A 13,092-nucleotide genomic window follows, 5' to 3' on the forward strand; every position below is an offset into this window, starting at 1 on the left:
CAGATAATGAAAATAATATTTTCAAGGAGATAAAAGACATGTCAAGAAAGAAAATCATCGCTGGTAACTGGAAGATGAACATGACTCCAAGCCAGGCTGTAAAATTATGTGAAGAGTTAAAGCCATTAGTTGCAAATGACGACGTAGATGTTGTATACTGCGTACCTGCAATTGATATTGTACCTGTAGTAGAAGCTGTTAAGGGCACAAATGTAGAAGTTGGTGCTGAGAATATGTACTTCGAAGAAAAGGGTGCATACACAGGTGAGATTTCAGCAGAAATGTTAGTTGATGCCGGTGTTAAGTATGTCATCATCGGACATTCAGAGCGTCGTGACTACTTCAAAGAGTGTGACTGTCTCTTAAATAAGAAAGTTAAGAAGGCATTTGAAGCAGGCCTTACACCTATCCTTTGCTGTGGTGAGTCATTAGAGCAGAGAGAAATGGGTATCACACTTGACTTCATCCGCCTTCAGATCAAGAGTGATCTGAAAGATATCACAGCAGATCAGGTTAAGAGCATGGTAATCGCTTACGAGCCGATCTGGGCTATCGGAACAGGCAAGACAGCTACATCCGATCAGGCACAGGAAGTATGTAAGGCAATCCGTGACTGCATCGCTGAAGTATATGATACAGACACAGCAGAAGCTGTAAGAATCCAGTATGGTGGATCTATGAACGCCGGTAACGCAGCAGAGCTTCTTGCAAAGCCTGATATTGATGGTGGTCTTGTAGGTGGTGCTTCACTGAAGGCTGACTTTGGAAAGATTGTAAATTACAATAAGTAATTAATTTTGCAGTAATTTTTGTAACTCATATATTTGAAATATACAAAGTTAATGCAATAAAGATACCGTAAAATACCAGATGACGACAAAATGTGCACTGTGTATTTTGCGGTATTTTTATTTTAATTGGTAATTCGTGCTAAATGAATAGATTCATACAATGTTTTTGTACATCCCGGCAATCTATACTGTAGGTTTGTCAAACATATGTTACACAGATGCCAGATAATCCTTTAGTACCTGATTTGGAGATTTCCATCCTAATGGACGCATAGGAAAGTTGTTATAATCCCTGCGATTATACACTTTCAACTGTTTGGCAAAGTCCTCAAAAGAATAAAAAGTATGAGTTGCATAAAAACGCTCATTATCCTTTCGGTGGCTTCTTTCAACTTTCCCGTTATGTCGTGGTGTAAAGGGTCGTATAACTTTATGGCGAATCCCATGCTGCTTCAGATGCACCTGAAATAGTGTGGGTTTATCACGGTGAGTGGTAAAACGATTTGTAAATTCTGCTCCATTATCAGTTTGGATACATTGAATGGGTAACGGAAAGGCTTTCACCAGATGCTCTATAAACATAGCAGAAGAATACGTGTTGTGTTCTTCAAAAGCCTCTACGAAACGCCATCTGGAATACTCGTCAATGGCAGTATACTGAAAGAATTGTTTGCCGATGACCTTGGGGTTTTTGAGGCATGCAGAAGGAACAAATTTTACATCAACCTGTATGCGTTGTCCCGGATAATCCATCTGTTCGTAAGGCTTTGGAATATATTTAGGATTTGGCGGATGAACTGCCATAATTCCCTGCTTACGGAGAAATCTGTATAGTCCAGGGATGGAACGGGAGTAACCACGCTGCTTGAGTTTAACCCAAAAGACAACAAGACCGGCATTGGGATTGCGTCTGCGCATATCAAAGATCAGCTTGATCTCTTCAGGGGTATGTTGGTTTGGATGATGATGGGGTCTGCGAGAGCGGTCACGAAGGGACTCAATAGAACCATCATAACGTCGTTTCCAACGATAAATGTATTGACGGTTGGTTTTATATTTGATAGCAGCTTTGGTGACACCAAACCTTTCAGCGTATTTGATTAAGGATAGACGATACCGCATATCTTGTGTTATAGTAGCCATAGCAGAGAACTCCTTTTTTGTTTTTTTGTTGTGGTGACTAAAATATAACACAAAAGAAGCATCTCTGCTTTTTTTATATTCAGTTGTAACACATGTATTGTAATCCTACAGTTTTTGTACATCCCGGCAATCTATACTTCGTTGACGATTATGTTTAACTGTGATATAATTCAAACGATTTTTGAACAAATTAAAAGAAAAAGGATGTAAATATGGAATATTTAAAGACATTCTGGAGCAGAAGATATCTGCTTGCTGAACTGGTAAAGAAGGGAATCAAATTAAAATACAGACGTTCGTATCTTGGTATTTTATGGTCCTTGCTGGAACCGTTGATGACAACAGCAGTATTAACTGTTGTATTCGGAACATTGTTTGACAACAAAAATAAGTTATTCCCGCTTTATATTTTAAGCGGACGTTTGTTGTATTCGTTTTTTAGCAGTGGAACAAAGGCATGTTCCAAGGCAATTCGTGCAAATGCCGGTATGATTAAAAAGGTATATGTACCAAAGTATCTGTATCCAATGTCATCGGTTCTTTTTAATTTTATAATTTTTATGATATCATTATTAGTAATGATACCATTATTTGTTTTTTGTCATCATGTGCCGAAGCTGCAGATACTTCTGATGTTTATCCCGTTGTTGATTCTGCTGCTTATGACATTCGGTGTTGGAATGATCCTAGCAACTGTTACGGTATTTTTCCGGGATATGGAATATCTGTGGGATGTATTTCTAATGATCATTATGTATACATGTGCGATTTTCTATTATCCGACGCGTTTGTTAAAAAGTGGATATTCCTGGCTGTTAAAGTATAATCCATTATATTGTGTTATACACAATTTCCGTGCATGTGTGATGGGTGATCCATTGAATTGGAATTATATGCTGTATGCATTTATTTTTTCGATAGTTGCTATTATAATCGGAACATACACGTTCTATAAGAAACAGGATAAATTTATTCTTCATATTTAAGGGGACAGGAATGGGTAAAGAAGCACTTATTGTTGATAATGTCAGTATGAAATTCAACCTGAGCAGTGAAAAGGTTGATAATATAAAAGAATATATTATTAAATCTATTAAACATCAGATCAGTTATGATGAATTCTGGTCTTTAAGGAATGTCAGTTTTACAATGAACAAGGGTGAACGAATGGGAATCCTTGGATTAAACGGTGCTGGAAAGAGTACGCTGTTAAAGGTTATTTCCGGCGTTTATAAACCAACGGAAGGTAAAGTGATCCGTCATGGGAAAGTGGTGCCTCTGTTGGAGCTTGGGGCAGGCTTTGACCAGCAGTACACCGGTAAAGAAAATATATTTTTATATGGAACTGTTCTTGGATATACAAAGGGGTATCTGGAAGAAAAATATGATGAGATCGTAGAATTTTCCGAGCTTGGGAAATTTATCGATGTGCCGATCAAGAATTATTCATCCGGTATGAAGTCCAAACTTGGATTTTCGATTGCAACGATTGCGAATCCGGATATTTTAATCCTGGATGAAGTGTTATCCGTAGGAGATGCAAAGTTCCGAAAAAAGAGTGAGGCTAAGATCATGCAGCTTATGGAGGGTGGAACAACCGTTTTATTTGTTTCTCATTCTCTTGCACAGGTTCGAAGAATCTGTGATCGGGCAATGATCCTTGACCATGGCACGTTAAAAGCCATTGGAGGAATAGATGAGATATCAAATCAGTATGAAGCGATGATAGAAGCGACGGATACTGGTAAAAAGAAAAAGTAGAAGGAGAATAACAATGAGTAAAAAACCTGTAGTTTTAATGGTACTTGATGGTTATGGAATTAGTGATAAGACAGAAGGCAATGCGATCGCACTTGCAAATACTCCTGTTATGGATAAGCTAAAGGCTGAGTATCCTTATGTAAAGGGGGCTGCTTCCGGTCTTGCAGTTGGACTTCCGGACGGACAGATGGGTAACTCTGAGGTTGGTCATATGAATATCGGTGCAGGAAGAATTATATATCAGGAATTAACCAGAATTACAAAGTCCATTCAGGATGGTGAATTCTTTGATAATGCAGAAATGTTAGAAGCTATCGAGAACTGCAAGAAGAACAATTCTGATCTTCATGTATGGGGATTATTATCAAGTGGTGGTGTACACAGCCATAATACACATTTGTATGCGATCCTTGAGTTGTGTAAGAAACAGAATTTTGAAAATGTATATGTTCATCCGTTCTTTGATGGTAGAGATACTGCTCCTGCATCAGGAAAAGGATTTTTAGAGGAATTGATTGCAGAGATGAAGAAGATCGGCGTAGGTAAGGTCGCTTCTCTATCCGGTCGTTATTATGCTATGGATCGTGATAACAGATGGGATCGTGTTGAACTTGCGTACAAGTCACTTGTAACAGGTGAGGGTGTACAGGCAGAAGATCCTGTTGCTGCAGTACAGGCATCTTATGACAAAGAAGTATATGATGAGTTTATCCTTCCTACCGTTATTACAGAGAATGGTAAGCCAGTATCACTTGTAAAGCCAAATGATTCGGTTATTTTCTTTAACTTTAGACCAGACAGAGCAAGAGAGATCACCAGAGCATTCTGCTGTGATGATTTTGATGGCTTTAACAGACCAAACGGAAGATTCCCACTGGTATATGTATGCTTCAAAGATTATGATGAGTCTATACCAAACAAGATTGTTGCATTTAAGAAAGAAGAAATCGACAATACATTTGGTGAGTATCTTGCAGCAAATGGCAAGACACAGGTTCGTCTTGCAGAGACAGAGAAGTATGCACATGTTACTTTCTTCTTTAATGGCGGTGTAGAAGAACCAAATAAGGGTGAAGACAGAATCCTTGTAAAATCCCCTGCTGTTGCAACCTACGATCTTCAGCCTGAGATGAGTGCTCCGGAAGTATGTGAGAAGCTGGTGGATGCTATCGGTTCTGATAAATACGATGTGATCATTATTAACTTTGCAAATCCTGATATGGTAGGTCATACAGGTGTTATTCCGGCAGCAATCAAGGCTGTAGAGACTGTTGATGCTTGCGTAGGAAAGGCAGTAGAAGCAGTTAAGAAGGCAGATGGTGTATTATTTATCTGTGCAGATCACGGTAATGCAGAGCAGATGATCAATTATGAGACCGGTGAGCCACATACAGCTCATACAACAAACCCGGTACCATTTGTACTTGTAAACTATGATGAGAGCTATGGTTTAAGAGAAGGTGGATGTCTTGCAGATATCGCACCTACACTTCTTGAGATCATGGAGCTTCCACAGCCAAAGGAAATGACAGGTAAATCACTGCTTATTAAGAAATAAAAAATAGGAACGTACAAATAAATGAAGAAATTTTTTCAGGAGTTTAAAGAATTTGCATTAAAGGGAAATGTTCTGGATATGGCGATCGGTGTTATCATCGGTGGTGCATTTTCAGGACTGGTAACGTCGCTGACAGACTGTTTTATCAATCCGATCATTGGATGCATCGGTGGTGCTGAAGTACAGGGTAAGATTCATCTGCTGGGAGATCAGTATATTGATTATGGTTCTTTCATTACAGCAGTGATCAACTTCATCATCATGGCGTTTATCATTTTCCTTCTGATGAAGGGAATAAAAAAGCTGTTATCTCTCGGTAAGAAAGAGGAAGCTGCGGCACCTTTAACAAGAAAATGTCCATATTGTTATGGTGACATTGATGTTAAGGCTACAAAGTGTATGTATTGTACATCTAATGTTGAACCGACAGTAAAAGCAGAAGAATAAAAATGATTGATATTCTGCATTATTCGTATTCATGCATCAGAATAAGAATGAATTGAAAATACCCGCCGGAGGATCATAGTAACAGATGATTTCTCCGGCAGGTATTTTTTTATTGCAGGAAAGTTTTTTGTCAGATAAAAACATTTTATTAAGATCATATAGAGTTTCTACGATCTGTTTACATCATATAAAATCCGATTCGTTATAAGATGAATACTTTGATAAAAAGTGTGAATACTATAAAAGAATAAAAATTGCCAATAATTGTACGGATAGAAAGGCAGAATGGAGAATCATATGAACAGATTGGAAATAATTGAAATTAAAGCAAGAGAAATACTTGATTCAAGAGGAAATCCGACAGTTGAAACAGATGTTACACTGGCATGTGGATGTAAAGGCCGGGCAATGGTTCCGTCCGGTGCATCAACTGGACAGTATGAAGCACATGAACTCCGTGATGGAGAGAAACGATATATGGGGCAAGGCGTATATGGGGCATGTAATAATGTAAATAACAGAATTGCAGATAAGTTGATCGGTATGGATGTTTCAAGACAGAACGAGATCGACAGGATCATGATAGAAGCAGATGGAACAGATAATAAGACACGTTATGGTGCAAATGCAATGCTCAGTGTGTCTCTGGCCTGCGCAAAGGCGGCTTCGATGGCACTTGGAATGCCGCTTTATAGGTATTTGGGAGGTGTTAATGCAAAAAGACTTCCTGTTCCGATGATGAATATATTAAATGGAGGAAGACATGCCGATAATACAGTAGATTTTCAGGAGTTTATGATCGCTCCAGTTGGGGCAGAATCCTTTCGGGAAGCGATGGAGATTGCCTGTGAAATCTATCATACATTAAAGATAGAATTAAATATCAGAAATTTAAGTACAGGTGTCGGGGATGAGGGAGGTTTTGCGCCGAATCTGGCAACGACATATGATGTATTAAATCTTCTTGTGGAAGCAATCGCAAAAGCCGGATATAATCCCGGCGTGGATGTGCAGATAGCAATGGATGCAGCTGCATCTGAATTATATGATGTAGCATCTGACCGGTATATCTTCCCGGGAGAGTCGAAAATGACCGGAAAAGAGATCCGAAGAAATTCAGAGGAAATGGTACAATTTTATGAGGATCTTGTTACCAGATATCCGATTTATTCAATTGAGGACGGACTGGATGAAAATGATATGAACGGATGGAAGGTTCTGACATACAGACTTGGAAAACAGATACAGCTTGTAGGAGACGATCTGTTTGTTACAAATAAAAAGCGTTTGTTAAACGGAATTGAAGATGGGATTGCAAATTCAATTCTTGTAAAGGTAAACCAGATAGGAACACTGACAGAAGCAATGGATGCAGTTGAGACAGCTCATAAAGCAGGGTATTCATCTGTGATATCACATCGTTCAGGAGAAACAGAGGATACGTTTATTGCAGATCTTGCAGTAGCCATGAACTGTGGGCAGATAAAAACCGGTGCTCCGGCGAGAAGTGAAAGAACTGCAAAATATAATCAGCTGATCCGGATTGAGGAGGAACTCGGTAAATCAGCTGTATATGGTATAGATTAGATTTACGTTATTATTTATCTTACAGGGGTCTGTACAGTAAAATCATCCGGAAGCTTATTTCCGAATTTATTATAAACTGTATGATTATAAATTCTTGTAGCTGTTATATCATAAGAAAGCATTTTATATCCTACAGAATCTAATTGCCTGATGCCGTCTGCTGTTTTTGTAAAAACAGGAAAGGCGGCATTTTTCTTTATTTTCTTTAAGACAGCCGATCCGTTTCTGCGAAGGGCAAGGATATGTCCGTAAAAGCTCCAGCCTTTATCCTTGAACTGTTCCATATCTGTTTTCTTCACATCAAGCAGCAAATGCAGAATCGCACGGTTGATACGTGTCTGAGTGATCTCTTTTGATTTTGCGGATTCAAGGATGTCATGATAGCAGCTGCATGTATCTGCCTTTCTGAGCTTATTATAAAGCTCAGGTGTCATATCGGCTGTATCCGGCATGGTTGTTTGCTGCAACAGCCGGTACTGTAATAAAGCAGAGAGATCATTTTCAAATACAGGGAATGATCTGCCATATTCAGACAAAAATAAAGAGGCAGATGCATCCGGCAGGATCTTCTTTATGGTATCAATAATATTTGAAGATATCTCAGCTTTATTTGTTTCCTGAATAAGAGATCGAATGGCGGAAGCGGAGCAGATCGTACCATTAATATCGGTGCTGTTATACGCAGCTTGTTCGCGTTTGATAATGTATGGTTTTATCGATGAATTCAATTTCTTTAAGGCGGCAAGATATTCGATCGCAAGAATATTGTTTGGTTCAGCAATAACAGAAACAGCATCCGGTAAAAGGCCGGCAAATGCTTTTGCACGTGCAGCCGGATAACTGTTACCATCTGTGATGTACTGTCGGATCAAATCTGAAAATTCGGTAGGCTCATCTATAAGAAAATTTGCAATTGTATTTAAAAGATCAACATCATCACATTCCGCACCAAAGACTAGATAATCAACAGCATGAAGTTTTTCAAGCAGGGAGACTCCGGCAAATGCGAAATCTCCGGCACTGGCTGTCGCAAAGACCATTGGAAGTTCAAATACAGCATCAATGCCGTTTGAAACAGCCATATCCGCACGCAGATATTTGCTGCAAACAGCAGGAAGACCACGCTGGATATAATCACCGCTCATAACAGAGATAATATGCTCGCATCCAAGCGTGGAACAAATCTGTTCCGCCTGATACAGATGTCCGTTGTGAAAAGGATTGTATTCTGCTATGATTCCGGCTGTTGACATATTATACCTCCGTGTTTTTTTCTTCATTATTTCATATGCTTCGCATATTCAATGCACTCGAAAAAAAACATCCCTTGCAAGCAAGTGGATTTTTCTTCATTATTTCATATGCTTCGCATATTCAATGCATTCGAAAAAAAACATCCCTTGCAAGCAAGTGTTTTTTTTCTTCATTATATTTTATATTTTATTTTCTGTAAAGTATGGTATAATTGAAATGTGCATGGTCGGCGTAGTCTGGCCTTTTTTTCGTGAAGATGTACGATTTTTATCACATGGGTTCATGTATGATGAAACAGAAGATTTCGGGAGCTGTTAAACAGAACGGATAAGAAGAAGTCTTGCAGAAAAAACAGGAGTGAATTCGATTTTCAGGATTGACATTTAAGAGAAAGGCTAGTAGTATAATAACAGGAATCGAACATTTGTTTATGGAGGTAGAAAGATGATAAAAGATGATGATAAGAAGAAGGCATTGGATGCTGCATTAGCACAGATTGAGAAGCAGTATGGTAAAGGATCTGTTATGAAGTTAGGAGATTCTTCAGCCAATATGAATATAGAAGTAATACCAACAGGATCATTAAGCCTTGATATTGCACTTGGACTTGGCGGAGTTCCGAGAGGAAGAATTATAGAAGTATTCGGACCTGAGTCCAGTGGTAAGACAACAGTTGCTTTGCATATCGTTGCCGAGATCCAGAAAAGAGGCGGTATTGCCGGATTTATTGATGCTGAACATGCGCTTGATCCGGTATATGCGAAGAATATAGGTGTTAATATTGACGATTTATATATATCGCAGCCGGATTGTGGTGAACAGGCACTTGAGATCACAGAGACGATGGTTCGCTCCGGTGCGGTAGATGTAATTATCGTTGACTCTGTAGCGGCTCTTGTTCCAAAGGCAGAGATCGATGGAGAGATGGGTGATTCACACATGGGCCTTCATGCCAGACTGATGTCACAGGCACTTCGTAAGCTGACGGCTGTTGTCAGTAAGACGAACTGTGTTGTTATCTTTATCAACCAGTTACGTGAAAAGGTTGGTGTTGTATTTGGTAATCCTGAGGTAACGACCGGTGGACGTGCGTTGAAGTTCTACGCATCCGTGCGAATGGATGTCAGAAGAATCGATACTCTGAAGATGGGTGGAGAGATCGTAGGTAACCGTACCAGAGTTAAAGTAGTAAAGAATAAGGTTGCTCCTCCGTTTAAAGAGGCAGAATTTGATATCATGTTTGGAAAGGGCATTTCCAGAGAAGGTGATATACTGGATCTTGCCGTTGCAAATGATATCGTTGATAAATCCGGTGCATGGTATGCTTACATGGGCGATAAGATCGGACAGGGACGTGAGAATGCGAAGGCATTTCTGGCAGAGAATCAGGCAATCTGTGATGAGATAGATGAGAAGATCCGGGAGAAGCTTGGTCTGGTTGAATCTGAGGATGCTGAAGAAAAAGGAACAGAGAAATAGGAACAGAGAAATAGAAAGGCTGTTTATATATGCTGGTAACGGATTTAAAACGGATTGATGATAAAAGATTCTGTCTGTATCTTGATTATGAGGCGTTTGGACCATTGTATGCTTCGGATATCAAGCGGTTAAAGCTGATTGTAGGAGAGAATACAGATGCGGAGAAGCTTACACAGTTCCGAAAAGATTATTTCTTTAAGAGAGCAATGGATAAAGCCATTGCGGCGATTAAATATTCAGAAAAATGTGAATATGATATCAGGCAGAAGCTACAAGAGCTTTGTTATGATAACGAAGTAATTGAAACTACGGTTGAGAAATTAAAAAAATATAAATATGTAGATGATGCCAGATATGCATCTGTATATGTCAGAAGTCATATTAATCGTAAAAGCAGAAGGGAAATCACATATGCGTTATCAGCAAAGAAGATATCGGATGAATGGATTGAGGAAGCCTTTGAAGAAAATCCGCTTCCTGACGAACACGAGATAGTAATGAGATTGATACAAAAGAAATGTCCGGCTTCAGAATTGAAGGACAGAAGGGATAAGGTTATTGCATATCTGCTTCGAAAAGGATATCCATATAGGTTGGTTGCGACCTGCGTAGATGATATTTTAAGAGATGAAACAGCGGTTATATAAGAAAATTTGCACAGAAAATGAGGCAGAAAATTGTTGTTTTTGTTTGTTTTCACTTGACATAATTAGTAAAAAATATTAAACTGAAATAGTTGTATAAGTGTACAATGAAAACTTAATAAGGAGGTGCTCCTGTGAGTGATGTTGCGTGGATAATCATTTATATTTGCATCCTTGTTGTATGTATTGTAGCTACATGGTTCATCGCTATTGCATATAGAAAAAATATTGCAGAAGCAAAGATCGGTAAAGCAGAAGTTGCAGCAAGAGAAATTATAGATGAAGCTCAGAAAGATGCTGAAGCAAAGAAACGTGAGATCTTACTCGAAGCTAAGGAAGATGCTTTAAAGACACGGAATGATCTTGAAAAAGAAGTCAAGGACAGACGTGGTGAAATTTCCAGAATGGAGAAACGAGTTCTTGCACGTGAAGAAAGCATTGACAGAAAGACCGAAGCAATCGAGAAAAAGGAAGCAAGTCTTGCATCCAAGGAAGGTCAGCTCGAAAAGCAGAAAGCAAGAGTGGAAGAGCTTCAGGCAAAACGTTTACAGGAACTGGAAAGAATTTCAGGTTTAACCTCTGAACAAGCAAAGGAATACTTATTAAAGACTGTTGAAGATGAAGTAAAACATGAAACAGCAGTCATGGTCAAGGAATTAGAAACCAGAGCTAAAGAAGAAGCGAACAAGAAGGCAAAGGAGTATGTTGTTTCTGCAATTCAGAAATGTGCAGTTGATCACGTTGCTGAGACAACAATTTCACTGGTACAGTTGCCAAATGACGAGATGAAGGGAAGAATCATTGGTCGAGAGGGACGTAATATCCGTACACTCGAAACAATGACAGGTGTAGATTTGATCATCGATGATACACCGGAAGCAGTTATCCTTTCCAGCTTCGACCCGGTAAGAAGGGAAGTTGCAAGAATTGCACTTGAGAAGCTGATTGTTGATGGAAGAATCCATCCAGCAAGAATCGAAGAAATGGTAGAAAAAGCGCAGAAGGAAGTTGAAACCATGATGCGTGAAGAAGGTGAAGCCGCAACTCTGGAAGTTGGTATTCATGGTATTCATCCTGAATTAGTAAGACTTCTTGGTAAGATGAAGTTTAGAACAAGCTATGGTCAGAATGCATTAAAGCATTCGATTGAGGTAGCACATTTATGTGGTTTATTGGCCGGAGAGATAGGTGTTGATGTCAAGGTTGCGAAACGTGCCGGATTACTTCATGATATCGGTAAATCAATCGATCATGATATGGAAGGTTCCCATGTACAGATTGGTGCAGACTTATGTAGAAAGTACAAAGAGTCTCCGATTATTGTAAATGCAGTGGAAGCCCATCACGGTGATGTTGAGCCAGAATCTTTGATAGCATGTCTTGTACAGGCTGCTGATGCAATTTCAGCTGCAAGACCGGGTGCTAGACGAGAAACACTGGAAACCTATACTACACGTCTTAAGAAACTTGAGGATATTGCAAATTCCTACAAGGGCGTGGAGAAGACATATGCTATTCAGGCAGGTAGAGAGATTCGAGTAATAGTTGTTCCTGAACACGTCAATGATTCCGATATGGTATTACTGGCAAGAGATATTGCAAAGCAGATTGAAAATGAGCTTGAGTATCCTGGTCAGATTAAGGTTAATATTATTAGAGAGTCTCGCGTAGTTGATTATGCTAAGTAAAAGTTTTACAGCCTGTGGAAGAAATTCCACAGGCTGTTTTTAACTATAAAGAAGATTTAAGTATATATAATTGTTTATAAATGGATGGAAGATTTACAGGAGGCGTTATTTATAGAGAGGATGTTTAGATAAGGAGAGAAATATGGAAGAACGATTTATCAGAGAGAAAAAGGAATTGGCTTATCATGCACATATATTTGATGTATATAATGATTATCTGATCCTGCCGGATGGACAGAAGGTGATATATGATCTTATCGATCATATACCCGGGTGCTGTGTTCTGCCGGTGGATGAGAATGGACAGTTGATATTTGTCAGACAATATAGAAATGCAGTGGATGATATGACATTGGAAGTGCCTGCCGGTTGTATGGATAAAGGGGAAACACCGGAACAGTGTATCAGACGCGAATTAAAAGAAGAAACAGGATATACAGCAGAACAGCTTATGTTTGTGACAAAAACATGTCTGGCGATAGGAACCAGCAATGAGATGACATATGTTTATATAGCAACTGGTCTGACGCATGGGGAACAGATGCCCGATCGGGAAGAATTTATCAAACTTGAAAAGTACTCACTGGAAGATACAATGCAGATGATTGAAGATGGAAAAATCATCGATTCAAAGACATTGATAGCAATCTATGCATATGCGAATCATGTATTAAAAAAGCAGATCAGACAGGGTATATAATATTTCATTCCGACATATAAAATACAAGTATCCTGAATGC

Annotated in this window: 12 protein-coding genes; 10 read left to right on the forward strand and 2 right to left on the reverse strand. The window is 39.1% G+C overall.

Annotation, left to right across the window (positions count from 1 at the left end; translation table 11 throughout):
* Positions 1-38: 38 nt before the first annotated feature.
* Complete coding sequence (gene tpiA / locus LK416_04490; GenBank protein ID UEA75444.1) at positions 39-791, forward strand: triose-phosphate isomerase; 753 nt, start codon at positions 39-41, stop codon at positions 789-791.
* Between the two features lie 210 nt (positions 792-1,001).
* On the opposite strand, the gene LK416_04495 is transcribed toward tpiA, so the two are convergent.
* Entirely contained in the window at positions 1,002-1,934 is a 933-nt protein-coding gene (locus LK416_04495; GenBank protein ID UEA75445.1) for a DDE-type integrase/transposase/recombinase, read from the reverse strand.
* A 212-nt stretch (positions 1,935-2,146) separates the two neighbouring features.
* On the opposite strand from LK416_04495, the gene LK416_04500 reads away from it, so the two are divergent.
* The 5 genes from LK416_04500 to eno all read left to right on the forward strand — a co-directional run bounded on the left by LK416_04500 (position 2,147) and on the right by eno (position 7,287).
* Complete coding sequence (locus tag LK416_04500; protein UEA75446.1) at positions 2,147-2,920, forward strand: ABC transporter permease; 774 nt, start codon at positions 2,147-2,149, stop codon at positions 2,918-2,920.
* A 10-nt stretch (positions 2,921-2,930) separates the two neighbouring features.
* Positions 2,931-3,695: an ABC transporter ATP-binding protein gene (locus LK416_04505; protein UEA75447.1), complete on the forward strand. Its 765-nt coding sequence runs from the start codon at positions 2,931-2,933 to the stop codon at positions 3,693-3,695.
* A gap of 13 nt (positions 3,696-3,708) precedes the next feature.
* Positions 3,709-5,253 (forward strand): 2,3-bisphosphoglycerate-independent phosphoglycerate mutase, encoded by a 1,545-nt coding sequence (gene gpmI, locus LK416_04510; protein UEA75448.1) that lies wholly within the window; start codon positions 3,709-3,711, stop codon positions 5,251-5,253.
* Positions 5,254-5,274: 21 nt separating this feature from the next.
* Complete coding sequence (gene mscL / locus LK416_04515; GenBank protein UEA75449.1) at positions 5,275-5,700, forward strand: large conductance mechanosensitive channel protein MscL; 426 nt, start codon at positions 5,275-5,277, stop codon at positions 5,698-5,700.
* Positions 5,701-5,997: 297 nt separating this feature from the next.
* The gene (gene eno / locus LK416_04520) at positions 5,998-7,287 is read left to right on the forward strand and encodes a phosphopyruvate hydratase (GenBank protein UEA75450.1); all 1,290 of its coding nucleotides are present in this window, start codon (positions 5,998-6,000) and stop codon (positions 7,285-7,287) included.
* 14 nt (positions 7,288-7,301) lie between these two features.
* Here the strand turns inward: eno and LK416_04525 are convergent, their stop codons facing one another.
* Positions 7,302-8,540, reverse strand: coding sequence for a nucleotidyltransferase family protein (locus LK416_04525; GenBank protein UEA75451.1), 1,239 nt, complete (start codon positions 8,538-8,540; stop codon positions 7,302-7,304).
* Between the two features lie 445 nt (positions 8,541-8,985).
* On the opposite strand from LK416_04525, the gene recA reads away from it, so the two are divergent.
* The 4 genes from recA to LK416_04545 all read left to right on the forward strand — a co-directional run bounded on the left by recA (position 8,986) and on the right by LK416_04545 (position 13,052).
* Positions 8,986-10,020 (forward strand): recombinase RecA, encoded by a 1,035-nt coding sequence (recA, locus tag LK416_04530; GenBank protein ID UEA75452.1) that lies wholly within the window; start codon positions 8,986-8,988, stop codon positions 10,018-10,020.
* A gap of 29 nt (positions 10,021-10,049) precedes the next feature.
* Positions 10,050-10,667: a RecX family transcriptional regulator gene (locus LK416_04535; protein ID UEA75453.1), complete on the forward strand. Its 618-nt coding sequence runs from the start codon at positions 10,050-10,052 to the stop codon at positions 10,665-10,667.
* Between the two features lie 131 nt (positions 10,668-10,798).
* On the forward strand, positions 10,799-12,352 hold the full coding sequence (gene rny / locus LK416_04540) for a ribonuclease Y (protein ID UEA75454.1): 1,554 nt from the start codon (positions 10,799-10,801) through the stop codon (positions 12,350-12,352).
* A 142-nt stretch (positions 12,353-12,494) separates the two neighbouring features.
* Positions 12,495-13,052 carry an NUDIX hydrolase gene (locus LK416_04545; protein ID UEA75455.1) on the forward strand — a complete coding sequence of 186 codons (558 nt, stop codon included), beginning with the start codon at positions 12,495-12,497 and terminating at the stop codon, positions 13,050-13,052.
* Positions 13,053-13,092 lie beyond the last annotated feature (40 nt).

The organism is Lachnospiraceae bacterium GAM79, from assembly GCA_020735665.1.
Taxonomy (GTDB): Bacteria; Bacillota; Clostridia; order Lachnospirales; family Lachnospiraceae; genus Coprococcus.

Excerpts from the sequence above, each read along its gene's own strand:
- tpiA (UEA75444.1), top strand. The coding sequence starts at position 39 with ATGTCAAGAAAGAAAATCATCGCTGGTAACTGGAAGATGAACATGACT.
- LK416_04495 (UEA75445.1), bottom strand. The coding sequence starts at position 1,934 with ATGGCTACTATAACACAAGATATGCGGTATCGTCTATCCTTAATCAAA.
- LK416_04500 (UEA75446.1), top strand. The coding sequence starts at position 2,147 with ATGGAATATTTAAAGACATTCTGGAGCAGAAGATATCTGCTTGCTGAA.
- LK416_04505 (UEA75447.1), top strand. The coding sequence starts at position 2,931 with ATGGGTAAAGAAGCACTTATTGTTGATAATGTCAGTATGAAATTCAAC.
- gpmI (UEA75448.1), top strand. The coding sequence starts at position 3,709 with ATGAGTAAAAAACCTGTAGTTTTAATGGTACTTGATGGTTATGGAATT.
- mscL (UEA75449.1), top strand. The coding sequence starts at position 5,275 with ATGAAGAAATTTTTTCAGGAGTTTAAAGAATTTGCATTAAAGGGAAAT.
- eno (UEA75450.1), top strand. The coding sequence starts at position 5,998 with ATGAACAGATTGGAAATAATTGAAATTAAAGCAAGAGAAATACTTGAT.
- LK416_04525 (UEA75451.1), bottom strand. The coding sequence starts at position 8,540 with ATGTCAACAGCCGGAATCATAGCAGAATACAATCCTTTTCACAACGGA.
- recA (UEA75452.1), top strand. The coding sequence starts at position 8,986 with ATGATAAAAGATGATGATAAGAAGAAGGCATTGGATGCTGCATTAGCA.
- LK416_04535 (UEA75453.1), top strand. The coding sequence starts at position 10,050 with ATGCTGGTAACGGATTTAAAACGGATTGATGATAAAAGATTCTGTCTG.
- LK416_04545 (UEA75455.1), top strand. The coding sequence starts at position 12,495 with ATGGAAGAACGATTTATCAGAGAGAAAAAGGAATTGGCTTATCATGCA.